The 15,772-nt window shown below is 48.2% G+C and carries 13 protein-coding genes; 3 read left to right on the top strand and 10 right to left on the bottom strand.

From position 1 onward, the window contains the following. Positions 1-111 precede the first annotated feature (111 nt). Both MHN31_RS06140 and MHN31_RS06135 read right to left on the bottom strand, forming a co-directional pair. Positions 112-462: a hypothetical protein gene (locus MHN31_RS06140; protein WP_239443755.1), complete on the bottom strand. Its 351-nt coding sequence runs from the start codon at positions 460-462 to the stop codon at positions 112-114. A gap of 306 nt (positions 463-768) precedes the next feature. Further along, a complete protein-coding gene (locus MHN31_RS06135) occupies positions 769-2,208 on the bottom strand; it encodes a chitinase (protein ID WP_239443754.1) in 1,440 nt (479 codons plus the stop codon). A 287-nt stretch (positions 2,209-2,495) separates the two neighbouring features. On the opposite strand from MHN31_RS06135, the gene MHN31_RS06130 reads away from it, so the two are divergent. Together MHN31_RS06130 and MHN31_RS06125 are read left to right on the top strand one after the other, a co-directional pair. After that, positions 2,496-3,053, top strand: coding sequence for a GNAT family N-acetyltransferase (locus tag MHN31_RS06130; protein WP_125562739.1), 558 nt, complete (start codon positions 2,496-2,498; stop codon positions 3,051-3,053). Beyond that, positions 3,053-4,387, top strand: a complete 1,335-nt coding sequence (locus MHN31_RS06125; protein WP_194868148.1) for an FAD-binding oxidoreductase — start codon at positions 3,053-3,055, stop codon at positions 4,385-4,387. The genes MHN31_RS06130 and MHN31_RS06125 overlap by 1 nt, the downstream gene beginning before the upstream one ends. A gap of 122 nt (positions 4,388-4,509) precedes the next feature. On the opposite strand, the gene MHN31_RS06120 is transcribed toward MHN31_RS06125, so the two are convergent. The 8 genes from MHN31_RS06120 to MHN31_RS06085 all read right to left on the bottom strand — a co-directional run bounded on the left by MHN31_RS06120 (position 4,510) and on the right by MHN31_RS06085 (position 13,067). Beyond that, on the bottom strand, positions 4,510-5,202 hold the full coding sequence (locus tag MHN31_RS06120) for an SDR family oxidoreductase (RefSeq protein WP_125562721.1): 693 nt from the start codon (positions 5,200-5,202) through the stop codon (positions 4,510-4,512). Positions 5,203-5,270: 68 nt separating this feature from the next. Then, positions 5,271-5,648 (bottom strand): STAS/SEC14 domain-containing protein, encoded by a 378-nt coding sequence (locus tag MHN31_RS06115; protein ID WP_125562719.1) that lies wholly within the window; start codon positions 5,646-5,648, stop codon positions 5,271-5,273. Positions 5,649-5,655: 7 nt separating this feature from the next. After that, entirely contained in the window at positions 5,656-6,261 is a 606-nt protein-coding gene (locus MHN31_RS06110; protein ID WP_125562717.1) for a LysE family translocator, read from the bottom strand. Between the two features lie 52 nt (positions 6,262-6,313). Next, positions 6,314-7,492 (bottom strand): 2-methylaconitate cis-trans isomerase PrpF, encoded by a 1,179-nt coding sequence (gene prpF, locus MHN31_RS06105; protein ID WP_125562737.1) that lies wholly within the window; start codon positions 7,490-7,492, stop codon positions 6,314-6,316. 92 nt (positions 7,493-7,584) lie between these two features. Next, a complete protein-coding gene (acnD, locus tag MHN31_RS06100) occupies positions 7,585-10,173 on the bottom strand; it encodes a Fe/S-dependent 2-methylisocitrate dehydratase AcnD (protein ID WP_239443753.1) in 2,589 nt (862 codons plus the stop codon). Between the two features lie 99 nt (positions 10,174-10,272). Further along, the gene (gene prpC / locus MHN31_RS06095) at positions 10,273-11,394 is read right to left on the bottom strand and encodes a 2-methylcitrate synthase (RefSeq protein WP_125562713.1); all 1,122 of its coding nucleotides are present in this window, start codon (positions 11,392-11,394) and stop codon (positions 10,273-10,275) included. Between the two features lie 91 nt (positions 11,395-11,485). Further along, complete coding sequence (gene prpB / locus MHN31_RS06090) at positions 11,486-12,379, bottom strand: methylisocitrate lyase (RefSeq protein WP_125562711.1); 894 nt, start codon at positions 12,377-12,379, stop codon at positions 11,486-11,488. A 19-nt stretch (positions 12,380-12,398) separates the two neighbouring features. Next, positions 12,399-13,067 carry a GntR family transcriptional regulator gene (locus MHN31_RS06085; RefSeq protein WP_138538373.1) on the bottom strand — a complete coding sequence of 223 codons (669 nt, stop codon included), beginning with the start codon at positions 13,065-13,067 and terminating at the stop codon, positions 12,399-12,401. Between the two features lie 370 nt (positions 13,068-13,437). Here MHN31_RS06085 and MHN31_RS06080 point away from each other — a divergent pair, with 370 nt between their 5' ends. Beyond that, on the top strand, positions 13,438-15,750 hold the full coding sequence (locus tag MHN31_RS06080) for a TonB-dependent receptor (protein WP_239443752.1): 2,313 nt from the start codon (positions 13,438-13,440) through the stop codon (positions 15,748-15,750). Positions 15,751-15,772: the final 22 nt, after the last annotated feature.

The following is a 15,772-nucleotide window of genomic DNA, read 5'->3' as shown; positions in this document are numbered from 1 at the left end:
TAGTGTCACAGAGACACAGGCAGCCTGTTGCACACAAAATCAGGATACCTGAATGCAGTGCTCTGACTTGAGCACAGAGGTATAGCCGTATCGACAATTTGGTCGGTGGTGTTATTCAACCACCTTCACTTCAACTTCATCGATTTGGCAGTTCGCAGAAGCCTGATTAAAAGTGAGCTTAACAGGCAGGTTCGCGGCAACAGCAGTCAGTAGCATAGACTGCATATTTCGATAGTTTTCACTGGTTTTATTCAGTGCAGCCGCTTCTTCCTGATCCAGGTTACAAGCCAAAGTGGCATTAGTACCCTGAGGGAACTTCACTTTTACCTGAGTGGTGTTTGCAACAACCGAAGAAAATACGACGTTTGAAACGCCTTCACAGCTGTACTTATCGCAGCTTGCAGCAGCCTGACCAGCGAAAGTAATGAAAAAAGCGAAGAGAGCAAATGTAGAGAGTTTCATTGCTATAATGTCCTTTTGAGAGTTATCGGTACAATGATACCGAAAAAGGAACATGAAATAAATTGTAAGTTCACAATACCATCATCAAGTGCATACAGGTGTTGCTGGTAATAACAAAAACTCAACTAGTTCATTCAGGCTAGGTGCCTACTTTCACTACGCTTCAAAAAGCAGAAAGTAGGTTAAGTAACGTACGTTAAAAAAGTGACGAAATAAATATCGATTTACTATTCAGGCTACCAAAGCTCTTAAGTTATAAGAGCTTTGGTCATGATATAATCACGAAGTAACGTTAAAGCCTAAAAATCAAGGAGCGGTAACAAGCGCCCATGGGCCTGTCCCGTTTGGCTCGTCACCACGAGTCCACCACTTAGCAACATACACTTTGCCATTGAAGCTGGCTTTATCACCTTGCAAATAAACTTTATTTGCCTCCCATGCGGCTACGTTATCTACCGGCGGCTTGTCATCTGGTGGCGGCAGATTGTCGACGACTGTGACGGCCGGCCATCCGGTATGAGAGCCATAGAAGTTGGTCACACATTTCTCATAATCGCCTTCAACAAGCGCTGAGTAAGCGGTCTGATAACCTACCAGCTTACATTCAAATGAGAATCCGCCTGGACGATCAGCGTAATACTCCCAGTTTGCCTCCCAGTTGGTGTAAAGCACTTCGCCAGCACCATCCAGATTCAGACTACCAAATGGCGTTTGTTGCCAGCAGGTGTTTTCCTCATCACTTTCCACTGGAATAGTGTAATAGTGAGACAAGCCTTCCCAATAGCGGATACGATTGACAGGCTGGCCTTTATTCCTGTTGTGCTCGCCACACTCAATGCCACCATTGATAACGTTAATTGTGGTACCAAAGCCGTAACCAATACCAGCATTCAGTTCTGTCTGAGACGGTACCCAGGTCCGGTCAATCACATGTAACATCGCCGGTTTTGGCGCCTGTGGCGTCAGGAAAAACCAAATAGCAGAAGCAAGGTTAAGCCAGGAGTCGGCAACCAAAGCCGGGTTATTTAGCAGTACGGTCGCGTCACCATCGAACATTGCCTCAGAGAACATACCGTAGTTAAAATGGTAGGATAGCTGCTTAGCACCACGACCGAAGTAACCCTGGCCATCAGCGCAGGGCCAGCGACGGTTCTGCCAGTCATTTTGACCGCACCCAGTGGTGTAGCCGGGTTGACCTTCTGACCAGCCCATTTCGCGCACATGGACCAGCGCCTGCTGCCACTCTTCCAGGCGTAGCGGGTTGTCTGACACATTGTCTTTCGAAATATGGCCACCCGTTTCCTGAGCAAAGTGTGCAAATGCCGTAACGATAGACTTTTTACAAATAGCATCAGCATTGCGGCCATCGGTGTAATCACCACAAAAAGCTGGAAACTTACCAATTGCGCGTAAAAATCGTGTATAGGTGTACTCAGGTGCCGCCATTTGAGTCAAAAAATCCCACTCACTTTGACCAAATACTCGCTCTACACGTTTTACGTTATCGGGGTTGCTTGCCGCACCCGGAACAATTGCATCAACGATGGCATTGCTGCGTGTTTGTAGTGCTTTTGCCCAGACCGCATACATAGGGTTAGCAGTCAGCGTTGACTCGGCAGCCTGAAGGCCCGCACGATCAAGTAAATATGCACCTGAATTGTTTGGATCGGGCTGTACATTGAGGGCTAAAGCGGGGGCACTCAGGCCCCCAATCACTGCCAGACTGACAAAGTTTAGTTTATTCATAGGACATCCTTTACATGTTGTTGTGTTGTGGGACACTCTGCGAGCACCCCGATTTCGTTTATTATCGTTGTTGTGCACAGCCTGCCAATAAAGATCATTGCAACATCTACATCAGACACACTGTTGTCACAATTATTACCAAGATGACATCGCTGTCAATAACAGTTGAACATAAAACACACTAATTTCGTACCTATTTTGTACAAGTTTTTTTGAACAGCTTTGTTTTCAATTAAGAAATGCTGCAAAATGATCTCCTTGTAAATGACACTTGGCAATCGCATATGATCTCAATCCTCCCACTCAACACAACTCATTACCCGGCCGTAATCGAACTCGCTAATCTGGTCCACGGAGAGAATTACCTCGATCTTGACGGTATTAAAATGATGCATCAACGAGGCACTCAACATGATCTGAATGCCTCTTTCGTTGCTGTTGATGAGTTACAACGAGTTGTTGGATTTAGAACATCATACAGCGCTGGCCAGTGGCCCATTGATAAATGGTGTTCGACAACGCTTTGGCCGGTGGACCCAAAGCAGATGGCATACTTTAAGTGCATTGCAATTCATCCGGATGCACAAGGACAGGGAATTGGACCTAAGTTACTCAAAGCATCTGTTGAAGTGCTGAAACAGCAAGGAGCTAAGGCGGGTGTATCTCATCTGTGGATGCAAAGCCCAGGCAATGGTGCAGTCAAATATTTCTCCAAATCTGGGGGGAAGCTTGTCAAAGCCCATGATGATCGCTGGCTGGATCTCTCCTTGTACGAAGGATATTGTTGCCCTGTCTGTGGCAACGAATGTCATTGTCAAGCAGCTGAAATGGTATTGGAGTTCTGATGCACGCTTTTGATCCTCTCCATGCACCTCACTGCCAGGGGCAAGCATTCGCGCCTAGTTATTGGGCCGCAACTCAGCCCCTGCCAGTCGCAAACTCCGCGCCTCAGGCTTCTGAGCATTTTGACGTGGCCATCATTGGTGGCGGCTTTAGTGGATTATTGAGTGCTTATTATCTGGCCCATATTTATCAGCAGAAGGTATGTGTCCTTGAAGCCAATCAGGTTGGCTTCGGCGCGAGCGCCCGGAATGCAGGATTTGCGCTACCTGGCTCAGGGCGGCTTGGCTACGCCGATTATGCAAAACGCTGGGGAATGGATGTCAGCCGTGGAATTTATGATGAATTTCAGGGCGGTGTGAACAGAGTCCGCTCTTTGATTGAAGCACACCAGATAGACTGTGACGTACAAGCATCGGGCTATCTAAAAATAGCACATAATGCTCAGGCTTATGCCAACTTACAAAGCGCTGCGCAGTTTATCTCAGATAATTTCGGCAATGACGCGAGCAAGCTACTCAGCCGCGATGCGCTTGACGCACAGTTCATGTTAAATCACCATGCTCATGGTGCAATGCGCTATGAGAATGGCTTCGGTTTACACCCACTCAAACTGCTACTTGGCTATCGCAACATGGCTATCAAGGCTGGGGTGACTTTATTCGAGCATAGCCTTGTTAGTGAGGTTAACCATAGCCAGCGCCACCAACTGAGCGTTAACGATCAAACTATCAGCGCTGATAAGCTGTTGTATACCGGTAACGCGTACAATAACAAACACAGTCATCCATTGATTAACAACCGCTATCTGCCTATCCTCAGCAGTATCTTTGTGACCCGTCCGCTCAGCAATGACGAACTGACACAAACTGGCCTGAAAACTCATCAGGTCGTCATGGATACCCGCAGGCTTAAATATTACTACCGGCTACTGCCAGATAATCGACTGTTATTTGGTGGCCGAGGTGCTGTTTTCGCCAAAGATCAACATAAAACCAAATACCTTACTCATCTTAAATCGGCTCTTGCCGAGTGCTTTCCGTGCCTCACTAACATAGCACACGACTTTTACTGGCATGGCTATATTGCAGCAGCCCTGGATGATATGCCGCATGTCTTTTTTGAGGAGAATGTCGGCTACATTTTGGGTTATTGTGGTTCTGGTGTGTCATTTAGCTCGCAAGCTGCATATCGACTGGCTCAACTAACAATGAGCGATGCGGTACCTAACTTACCACTTTATCAGCGGCCTTTACCGAAAATCCCCTTTCCGCAGCTCCGCCGTTTTGGCCAGCTCGGTTACTATCACCTGGCACAAATTCAGGACAAGTTTTCGTAAAATAGCAGCTGGTACAGGGATGAATTTTTAGCAATCCGCGTAATTAAGTAGCCAATCTTGGGACGAGTAAATCTAGCGATAACGCTACTTAAGCGCCCTGCTATCGCTTAGGCACCCGGGACCTACCAGGGAATGGCAAGCCCCTGATAGTCATAGAATCCGCCGCTTTGCGCTTCATGAAGCTCATCCAACACTTGTTTAAGCCCTTGTGCAGATTCTTCGGGTGAGATCAGTGCATTGGGACCACCCATATCAGTTTTTACCCAGCCCGGGTGCAATGCGACGGTTTTGATCCCTTCAGGCAAAAGGTCATTTGACAGGCTTTTAATCACCGAATTTAGAGCCGCTTTCGAGCTACGATAGATATAGCCGCCCCCTTTGGTGTTATTAGTCATGCTGCCGACTTTGGATGACAGGACAGCAAATGTTTTCACGTCACCTAACTTAAGGTGCGCGCTAAACGCTTCGGCCAGCTTCAAAGGTGCAATCACGTTGACTTCCATCACATGCTTCCACTGCTCAACATCACAATCACCAAAAGCATATCCTTTTGGGCCATAAACCCCGGCATTATTAATGATTAAATCGATAGGCGTCTCACTCAGCGATTTCGCCAGTTTGTTCATCTGCTCATACTGGATGACGTCCAGTGCAAATATCTGCAAATGACTAAATTGCTGCTCAAGCTGCCACAATGCCTCTGCGGATTGCGGCGTTCTACAGCTGGCCAATACTCGCCAGCCCTGCTCAAGATAAAGCTTAACGAGTGCAAGCCCGATCCCCCGATTTGCACCTGTGATAAAAAGTGTGTTCATAAGTTTATTTCAGCCTTTACCTAACGCCTCACTGACCATTATATATGTTTCGCTGTCACCGGGGTCACTTACTTTGTTAACCATGACAAGGCTTGAGTTTTTTCCTCAAAATACCGAGACTCGCCTTCAACAAACCAATTACCCACCATGGCCGCAAATTTTTGCCAACGACTGTTCCCCAGTACTGCAATTTTATAAAAATCATGACTGTGACGCAGTGCAAGTGCTACATCGTCCCAGGCTGCATGGAGGTCCCAGCCCTCAAACTCGGTAACATCCACCAAGACCCTGATTTTCTGACCAACTGCTGCTCTCAATGCACTATCTATCACAGCTTTAATGGCCATATAATCAGCATGACTGACCTTGCCCAGCGCTTTAAAACTCATTAATAGGTCGCCATTTAAGCGTTCAGTATCGACGGAGATTGAATGAAAGCGCTCCATGGCAGTCTCAGCTCAGGATATGGGTTGTACTAATCCAAATTAGCAGACAGGTTAACAAAAAGGCAAAAAATAAACGTAAATTACGCAACTGTGCTGGTGTTTTAATGAAACGGTGCAACACGCCGCCGAGCATCAGCCACAGACTATCCACGACAATGGCAACAACAAAGCAGGTGATCGCTGCCAACATGGCTCCCATCATCGGGCTGACATCAGGTACACTGTTATTAGCAAAAATAGCAATACAGGCTGCGTAAGCTTTGGGGTTTAACAGGTTCAAAATAAACCCGTCCCGGAACCCCACTTCACTCCCCTCAATATCCGACAGACCGCTTTGATTATTTGCAATTTTATACGCGACGTAAAACAAGTAAACAATGGCCACAATCTGACATACCGCGCTGAGATTAGGATAACTCAACAGCAGTGCGCCCAGACCCGTAGCAGCCACAATAATAGCAACGAGCAAACCCAGCAGAATACCAATTAAAAATGGTACACCACGGGGAGCCCCAGAACTGGCTCCAACCGCAGCCAATGCCAATGGAGCGGGTCCGGGAGAGCCAATGAGCAAAGCCGTTGTCAGGGCTATCGACAATAACACTTCATACATCTACTTCGTTCCTTAAGAAATCAGCCCGGATAAACCGGGCCGATGTACGTCGTTAAACTTGTTCTTGTGGGACTCTGACATGTCCCTCCATCACCACCCTGGCGCTGCGACTCATCACCGCTTTTTTGGCCAGCCAGCGACCATTCACTTGCTCCGCTTCAGCCCCCACTTTTAGCGTGCCTGAAGGGTGACCAAACGTAACACTGTTACGCTCTCCCCCACCTGCCGCCAGGTTCACCAATGTGCCAGGAATGGCAGCGGCTGTGGCAATCGCAACCGCCGCGGTGCCCATCATAGCGTGGTGCAACTTGCCCATAGATAAGGCGCGAACAGATAAATCAATATCTTGCTCTGCAATCACTTTTCCACTGGATGCGGTATACGCTTTGGCCCCGCACACGAACGCAATCTTAGGCGTATGCTGACGTATTTTGGCTTCATCAATATGCTCAATCAAACCCATCTTGACTGCGCCATAAGCGCGGATTTGCTCAAATCGCGCCAGTGAAGCAGCATCGCCATTAATAGCTTCTTGCAGCTCCACCCCCGTGTAACCCAAGTCCTCTGCGCGGAAAAACAGGGTCGGGATCCCTGCATTTATCATAGTCACATCAAAAGTGCCAATATCGGGCACTACCAGTTGATCGACTAAATTACCACTTGGGAACATATCGGCATCAGCATCTGCCGGGTCAATAAACTCCACCACCACTTCGGCAGCAGGAAAAGTCACACCATCTAGCTCAAAATCACCGCTTTCCTGAACTTCACCATTGAGCATGGGAATGTGCGCAATAATGGTTTTTTCTATGTTGGCTTGCCAGATCCTTACTACGGCTATGCCGTTTTCAGGGACTCTGCAGGCATCAACCAGACCATTGCTAATCGCAAATGCCCCCACAGCCGCGGTCAGGTTACCGCAGTTACCACTCCAGTCGATAAAAGGTTTATCTATGGCAACCTGGCCAAAAAGATAGTCCACATCGTGCTCAGCTTTGCTACTTTTAGACAAGATCACGGTTTTACTGGTGCTGGAGGTCGCACCGCCCATTCCATCCGTTTGTTTACCATAAGGATCCGGGCTGCCAATTACTCGCAGTAACAGCTTATCGCGCGCTTCACCAGCAGTCTGTGCGACTTCCGGCAGATCACTGAGATTAAAAAACACACCTTTGGAGGTGCCGCCACGCATATAAGTCGCCGGCACACGTAATTGAGGTTTGAAAGTCATCATTTTATCCTAAATAGCAGCGCGGACACTCACAGTGAATGCCCACGGCTCGGGTAAGCTCCGCATTGGCTGCAGAGCAGGAGCGGAATCGATTATGCGTTTGCTTCCAGAAAATCTTTGGCAAAACGTTGCAGTACACCACCTGCTTCGTAAATAGACACTTCTTCTTCTGTATCCAAACGACACAATACAGGTACTTCGATTTGTACCCCATTGTTACGATGGATGATCAACTTTAAGGTCGCACCCGGCGTGCGCGTACCTTCCACGTCATAAGTTTCGGTGCCATCCAGTTCCAGAGTCTTGCGCGTTGTACCATTTTGGAATTCAAGCGGTAATACACCCATACCTATCAGGTTGGTACGGTGGATACGCTCAAACCCTTCTGCCACAATCACCTCAACCCCAGCCAGACGCACGCCTTTGGCTGCCCAGTCTCGCGAGGAGCCCTGGCCATAATCTGCACCGGCTACGATGATCAGTGGCTGCTTACGATCCATATAGGTTTCGATGGCTTCCCACATACGGGTTACTTTACCCTCAGGCTCTAAACGTGCTAAAGAGCCTTGCTTCACCTCACCGTTCTCCAGCACCATTTCGTTCAGCAGCTTTGGATTCGCAAAGGTAGCTCGCTGTGCGGTCAGGTGATCGCCCCGGTGCGTTGCATACGAGTTAAAATCTTCTTCAGGTAGGCCCATTTTCGCCAGATATTCACCGGCGGCGCTGGATGCCAGAATTGCATTCGACGGAGACAAGTGATCTGTGGTGATGTTATCACCGAGAATCGCAAGTGGTCGCATACCTTTCATAGTGCGCTCACCCGCTAATGCGCCTTCCCAGTATGGCGGACGGCGAATATAGGTGCTCATTGGGCGCCACTGGTACAATGGATCATTGTCTTCGCCATAATCAACGCTGAGATCAAACATCGGCTCATAGACGGCACGGAATTGTTCAGGCTTCACGCTCTGAGCAATCACCGCATCAATCTCTTCATCGCTCGGCCAGATGTCTTTTAACGTAACCGGGTTGCCTTCCGGATCATTGCCCAAAACACCGTTTTCGATATCAAAGCGAACTGAGCCCGCGATAGCATAGGCCACAACTAGCGGTGGTGATGCCAGGAAAGCCTGTTTAGCATAGGGGTGAATGCGACCATCAAAGTTTCGGTTACCAGATAGCACCGCGGTGGAATACAGATCGCGGTCAATCACTTCCTGCTGAATTTTTGGATCCAGTGCGCCACTCATACCGTTACAGGTAGTACAGGCAAATGCAACGATACCAAAGCCTAACTGCTCCAGCTCAGGGAGTAACTGCGCTTCTTCCATATAAGAACGAACCGCTTTAGAGCCCGGCGCAAATGACGTTTTTACCCAGGGCTTGCGACTCAGGCCCAGTTTATTCGCATTACGTGCTAACAGCCCCGCCGCGACCACGTTACGTGGATTACTGGTGTTGGTACAGCTGGTGATGGCTGCAATGATCACCGCACCGTCCGGCATTTCACCATCACGCTGTTCATAGTCAGCTACAATACCTTGCTTGGCGAGGTCTGCCGTTGCGACACGTCGGTGTGGGTTAGATGGGCCAGCCAGGTTGCGGCCAACGGATGATAAATCAAATTTCAGTACGCGCTCATAATGCGCTCCGGTCATGGCATCAGCCCATAAGCCTGTGTGTTTCGCATATTGTTCAACGAGTTTGATCTGCTCATCATCACGACCCGTTAAACGCAGGTAATCGATAGTTTGCTGATCGATATAGAACATGGCAGCTGTTGCACCGTACTCTGGCGTCATATTTGAAATAGTAGCCCGATCGCCTAAGGACAGACCATCACAGCCTTCACCGAAAAACTCAAGGTAAGATGAAACCACACGCTCCTGGCGCAAGAACTCAGTGATGGCCAGTACGATATCCGTCGCAGTGATCCCCGGCTGACGTTGACCAACCAGCTCGACACCAACGATATCAGGCAAACGCATATATGATGCGCGTCCCAGCATGACGCTCTCAGCTTCAAGGCCACCCACGCCTACTGCGATCACACCCAGCGCGTCAACATGCGGCGTATGGCTGTCGGTACCAACCAGAGTATCCGGAAATGCCACGCCATCGCGCGCCTGAATAACCGGCGACATTTTCTCCAGATTGATCTGGTGCAAAATACCATTGCCTGGCGGGATCACGTCGACATTTTTAAATGCAGTTTTGGTCCAGTTAATAAAGTGGAAACGGTCGTCATTACGTCGGTCTTCAATCGCCCGATTTTTCTCAAAGGCATTCTCTTCGTAGCCTGCGTGTTCAACCGCTAGACTGTGATCAACAATAAGCTGTGTCGGGACCACGGGGTTTACTTTAGCCGGATCGCCGCCTTTTTCTGCTATGGCGTCACGCAGACCAGCAAGGTCTACCAGTGCAGTCTGGCCGAGGATGTCATGACAAACCACGCGCGCCGGAAACCAGGGGAAATCCAGATCGCGACGACGTTCGATAATTTGAGTCAGGTAATCGTTGAGTTTTTCAGGCTCAGCGCGACGTACCAGGTTTTCTGCTAACACTTTAGAGGTATAAGGCAAGCCATCATAAGCACCCGGCTTAATGGCTTCGACCGCTTCGCGGGTGTCGTAATAACACAGCGAGGAGTCAGGTAATTTTTTGCGAAATTGGCTGTTCATAACTACTTCCAGAATTGCTCATTGGCTCAACGGCACAGATCTTTATAATTGTTGTGGACGATCTGTGCCATTAGGTGACGCGAAAAGATGATTTAGATATTAACGCTCAGACATAGGTGGAACCGGACGTAGCTCCTCACCCGTGTAATCCGCTGACGGACGGATAATACGATTGTCAGCTCTTTGCTCCATGACATGACCTGCCCACCCTGTTAAACGTGACATCACGAAAATAGGCGTAAATAGCTTGGTTGGGATCTTCATGAAGTGATAAGCCGATGCGTGGAAGAAATCCGCGTTACAGAATAGCTTTTTCTCACGCCACATGACCGCTTCACAGCGCACAGAAACAGGATAAAGCACTGTATCACCTACATCAGCAGCCAGCTTTTCTGACCACTGTTTGATGATTTCGTTACGCGGATCTGACTCGGAGTAGATAGCATGTCCAAAGCCCATGATCTTCTCTTTACGCTCAAGCATGCCCATCATTTCCTGCTCTGCGTGATCAGCAGATTCAAAGCGCTCAATCATTTCCATTGCAGCTTCATTTGCACCACCGTGCAAAGGACCACGCAATGAGCCAATGGCACCAGTAATACACGAGTGCATGTCTGACAGGGTAGACGCACAAACACGCGCCGTGAAAGTAGACGCGTTAAACTCATGCTCTGCGTATAGGATCAGAGAAACATGCATAACACGCTCATGTAATTCGTTTGGCTTCTCTCCATGCAGCATGTGCAGGAAGTGGGCGCCGATTGAATCGTCATCAGTTTCAACGTCAATACGAACGCCGTCATGGCTAAAGCGATACCAGTAACAGATGATGCTTGGGAAGCACGCCAACATTCGGTCAGTAATCGCCTGCTGCTGTTCAAAATCGTGCTCACCCTCTAGGTTGCCCAGCATAGAACAACCAGTACGTAATACGTCCATTGGATGTGCGTCAGCCGGAATACGTTCTAGTACTTCTTTGAGCGCATCTGGCAGTCCACGCTGAGATTTCAGCAGAGCTTTGTAGCTGTCTAGCTCCTGTTGATTCGGTAGTTTGCCTTTTAGGATCAGATACGCAACTTCTTCGAACTGACAATGCTCTGCCAGGTCTTTCACGTCGTAACCGCGGTAGGTCAGGCCTGAACCTGATACACCCACTGTCGACAGTGCCGTTTTACCTGCAACCTGACCGCGAAGGCCTGCACCGCTTAATACTTTAGCCATTTTGTTATCTCCTGAATTTTTACCTGCTGGTTAATTTCATTATAAGAAAGGCCACATATCAGCGGCGCTTGCTCATTATCCTTTGTGTCTTTTACTTATTTTTACCCTGGGCAAATAACCCATCGAGCTTTTGCTCATATTCGTGGTAGCCAAGATAGTCATACAAGTCCATACGAGTTTGCATGTTGTCTATGACGGCTTTCTGATCGCCATTCTCTAAGATGGACTGATACACCATTTCTGCTGCTTTGTTCATAGCACGGAAGGCACTTAACGGGTAAAGCACCATATCAACGCCCCACTCGCCCAATTCTTGTTTATTCCACAACTCGGTTTTACCGAATTCCGTGATGTTTGCGAGAATAGGCACATCCAGCGCCTCTGAAAACGCGCGATAATGTTCTTCTGTCTGAACAGCTTCTGCAAAAATCCCATCCGCACCCGCTGCAACATATGCTTTGGCACGCTCAATTGCCGCTTCCAGACCTTCCTGTGCAAACGCATCAGTACGGGCCATGATGAAGAAGTCAGGATCGGTACGCGCGTCAACGGCCGCTTTGATTCGATCAACCATTTCCTCAGTCGAAACAATCTCTTTGTTTGGACGGTGACCACAACGTTTTTGTGCTACCTGGTCTTCCAGATGCACTGCCGCTGCACCAGCCTTTTGCATTTCCTGAATGGTTTTAGCAATATTAAACGCCCCACCCCAGCCAGTGTCGATATCAACCATCAGAGGTAAATCACAAGCTGAGGTGATGCGCTGTACATCAGCAATCACATCATTTAGAGACGTAATACCCAAATCTGGCAGACCATAAGATGCGTTGGCTACGCCACCACCGGAGAGGTAAATCGCCTGATGGCCAATCTTCTTCGCCATAATTGCGCTGTAAGCATTGATGGTGCCTACAATCTGTAGCGGCCGATTGGCTTTGAGCGCGTCGCGGAATTTTTTACCTGCGCTGAAGATACCTGTACTCATAAGTGTGTCTCCCGGATAATTACTGGTGCTGTTTGGTTAACTTAGTAGCAATGTTATTTTTTGAATATTGAATATGACGACGCATTAGCATCTCTGCCAGTTCGGCATCCCGGCTTGCGATAGCACGCACTATGTGTTTGTGATCATCGTAGGCCGTCGTTACGTGCGGCCCGGCCATTCCGAGCTGCACCCGATACATACGTGCCAGGTGATAAATACCATTACTCAACATGGCGATAAGCTGCTGGTTCTGACTACCCATAATGATGCGGTAATGAAAATCCAGATCTCCGGCTTCCTGATAGTAGGATTCACCGCCTTTCACTTCATCGAACTGCTCATTCAACAGGCTGTTGAGTTTAGTGACTTCATCATCTGGCATATGCTGTGCTGCCAAACGTGCGGCCATACCTTCGAGAGCCTCACGCACCTGATACAATTCCATCAAGCCTTCTTCACTTAATGACACCACTCTGGCGCCCACATTCGGACGACGCTCAACCAAATGACAGGCCTCAAGACGGTTTATCGCTTCCCGTACAACAGCGCGACTCACTTCATATTTTGTCGACAATTCCATTTCGCTCAATTTAGACCCAGCCGGAACATCACCTTCAACAATCTCTTTTCTAAGCCGGAAAAATGCTTTATCTGAAGCAGTTACGGCACTTTCATGCATAAAGCTCATTCTGTCTTCGCCTTCCGGTCTTGTTAAAAGTTGTAGACAATATAGTGTTACTTGACGTTTACGTCAACCTAACACCGAGTAGATTGTCGACAATTTCAAATATACAGGGTATTCGTGAAATTTATGGCCAGGAAGCCGTGAGCCAGACTTAACAAGAACGGTTCCAGTTAACAACCAACTTATGTTCAGGATGTATACTATGAGAAAGAGTTAAATCACTGTTTGGCAATAGGGGCAGGCCACTAGTAACTTACTATACTTAATTCAAAATACTCCTGAAGCGCTTGAGAACAGTATGTATGTCACCCATTTAAAAGGGTTTTCACTTTGTTTATCAGTTCCTCTGTTATACCTGCTCTGCACATCCACAATGGCGCAAGATGAGCCCAGTCAAAATGCAAAGGTAGTACAACTAGAGCGAATTACAGTGACGGCTAATCGCCGTAAACAAGATTCACAGGCTGTCTCATCTTCAATGTCCGTATTAAGTGATGAAGACATGGAGCGCGCAGGTATTATCAACATCACCAGATTAGATGGTCTCATTCCCGGATTACGCATCGGGCAGTCTGGAGCCGAAATACGCCCGGCGATGCGCGGAGCAAGAACCAACGAAGTAGGAGTATCCGGCCCTGGGATTGCCGAACAAGTTGTCGGGATTTTTCAGGATGGAGTCTATGTACCAACAACCACGGCAGGCATAGGCGCTTACGTTGATATTGACCGGATAGAAGTCTTAAGGGGCCCTCAAGGTACTCTTTATGGCCGTAATACATTTGCGGGAAGTATTAACATCGTTAGTAAACAACCTGACTTTGAGTCACTGCAAGGCAGCATTAAATTGCTCAGAGGTAGCTACCACAGAAATCGCTATGAGGGAATGGTCAACCTGCCCATCAGCGGTTCGCTTGCAACCCGGCTGGTCATGGTAACAGATCAACACCAGGGCTTAATTGCCAACCATCATCTGCTAGGCCCGGAGGACGATCTCAGAGAGAAAGACTTATTTTACGCGCGCTGGATCTCCAAATTCCTGAGTAACTCCAGTTTTCAGATGACCGCACGATTCGATTTCTCCAGTAAAGACGGCAACTCAGATGCGATTTGGGGCTATCAACAAATATATGGTTATCAGCTCAGTGAAACCGATCCTGGTTCCGGCATTTTTCATCCTCAAGCCACTGTCACACCGGGCCACATTTACCAGCCTGATAATGTCAGAAATGACGACACAGGCCCATATGATGTGTATCGCAACGCACAGTCTTTTAATAAGCAAGACGAGCTATCTGGCACCGTGCTGTTAGAGTGGCACGATGCGCTGGCTCACTATAAATGGACCAGCAACTACACCAAGTTTAGTGGTAAACAATTTTACGATAATGACTTCAGCGATGGCGGTACAGACAAAGTAGGTGGGTTCGGCCGTCAGGACGAACAATATAGCTGGTCCTCAGAACTACAAGCGTCTTGTGCAACTACAGGCCCGCTGTTCTGGATTGCAGGCCTGAACATATTTCATCAGGAAGCTGACTGGGCGTGGTTGTGGCACACAGACAACAATGGTGACGGTATTGCAGACAGCATTCATGTGCCATCCTGGGGCAACCCTGAGCATGACCCTCATATCACACACTCAACAGCACTATTTGGCCAACTAAGGTTTGCACTAAACGACAAGCTTCGTTTAATCGGCGGTTTACGTTACAACAAAGATAAGAAAGACTTCACAGGCAACCTGACCCCGCAATGGCAAAATTCAGCCTTGCTGTACAAAGCGGGGGTGGAACTTAAAGTCAACGATGACGCATTGTATTACGCCAGCATTGCCAATGGCTATCGCACAGGAGGTGCCAATGATGCACGCGTGATCGAGCGTGGCGCAGACCCTTTTTACAACAATGAGCAGGTTGTTTCCTTTGAGTTAGGTATGAAGCATTCTCTTCTGGGAGGCGCAATGCAGTTGAATATATCCGCATATATGAATAAATACAGCGATGTAAAAGCACAACTGTTTGCCATTGCCTGCAATGATGTTAACTCAGGCCATACGGTGACCCAATGCCTTACTGACGGCACCAGTACCACATTCGAATATTATGAAAACGGTGGAGATATAGCCTCTTTGGGCCTGGATCTAGCGCTGTTCTGGTTACCCATGGACGATATGCGCCTGTCCGCCAATATGACCTGGATTGATGCTCGATTCAGCGATGACTTTAAAGTTGGTAATGCGGCGCTTCGTCCGCTCCTTGGGCTTGGAAATCTGGATGGCAGGCAAGATATTAATGACCACACCAGCCAGTTTAGTTTTGCCCGCTGGCAACCAGCAATGACCTCAGAATACACGCTGGGGTTCAGTGCGCTCTATCATTTCTACCTGGATGAAGCGTCCTATTTAACACCGTACATCCAGCTCAGTTATAAAGACGACTACTACGCATTTGACACCAACATCCCAGAAGTTAAAGTCAATGCTCATTTGATGGCCGATGCGCGTCTTATCTGGACCCTGAGTGACAGAACAGACATTCAGTTCTTTGTAGAAAACCTGACCAACCAAAATGTACTCAACCGCGCTGTTGTGCACTCTCAAATCGTTAATGGTTTGCCTGCCAATTCAATCCAGGCCAACTGGAACAATCCGAGGACATGGGGTGTTGTATATCGATATCAGTTTTAGTACGCGCCGGCAAAGGTGCGCA

This window comes from Pseudoalteromonas sp. McH1-42 (assembly GCF_022347845.1).
GTDB classification, from domain to species: Bacteria; Pseudomonadota; Gammaproteobacteria; order Enterobacterales; family Alteromonadaceae; genus Pseudoalteromonas; species Pseudoalteromonas rubra_D.
Note: the sequence above shows the minus strand (reverse complement) of the source record. Positions and strands in the feature narration are given on the sequence as shown.

What these genes read in the sequence shown, in the direction of transcription:
- MHN31_RS06140 (WP_239443755.1), bottom strand. Translation starts at nt 462, where the DNA reads ATGAAACTCTCTACATTTGCTCTCTTCGCTTTTTTCATTACTTTCGCT.
- MHN31_RS06135 (WP_239443754.1), bottom strand. Translation starts at nt 2,208, where the DNA reads ATGAATAAACTAAACTTTGTCAGTCTGGCAGTGATTGGGGGCCTGAGT.
- MHN31_RS06125 (WP_194868148.1), top strand. Translation starts at nt 3,053, where the DNA reads ATGCACGCTTTTGATCCTCTCCATGCACCTCACTGCCAGGGGCAAGCA.
- MHN31_RS06120 (WP_125562721.1), bottom strand. Translation starts at nt 5,202, where the DNA reads ATGAACACACTTTTTATCACAGGTGCAAATCGGGGGATCGGGCTTGCA.
- MHN31_RS06115 (WP_125562719.1), bottom strand. Translation starts at nt 5,648, where the DNA reads ATGGAGCGCTTTCATTCAATCTCCGTCGATACTGAACGCTTAAATGGC.
- MHN31_RS06110 (WP_125562717.1), bottom strand. Translation starts at nt 6,261, where the DNA reads ATGTATGAAGTGTTATTGTCGATAGCCCTGACAACGGCTTTGCTCATT.
- prpF (WP_125562737.1), bottom strand. Translation starts at nt 7,492, where the DNA reads ATGACTTTCAAACCTCAATTACGTGTGCCGGCGACTTATATGCGTGGC.
- acnD (WP_239443753.1), bottom strand. Translation starts at nt 10,173, where the DNA reads ATGAACAGCCAATTTCGCAAAAAATTACCTGACTCCTCGCTGTGTTAT.
- prpC (WP_125562713.1), bottom strand. Translation starts at nt 11,394, where the DNA reads ATGGCTAAAGTATTAAGCGGTGCAGGCCTTCGCGGTCAGGTTGCAGGT.
- prpB (WP_125562711.1), bottom strand. Translation starts at nt 12,379, where the DNA reads ATGAGTACAGGTATCTTCAGCGCAGGTAAAAAATTCCGCGACGCGCTC.
- MHN31_RS06085 (WP_138538373.1), bottom strand. Translation starts at nt 13,067, where the DNA reads ATGAGCTTTATGCATGAAAGTGCCGTAACTGCTTCAGATAAAGCATTT.
- MHN31_RS06080 (WP_239443752.1), top strand. Translation starts at nt 13,438, where the DNA reads ATGGCGCAAGATGAGCCCAGTCAAAATGCAAAGGTAGTACAACTAGAG.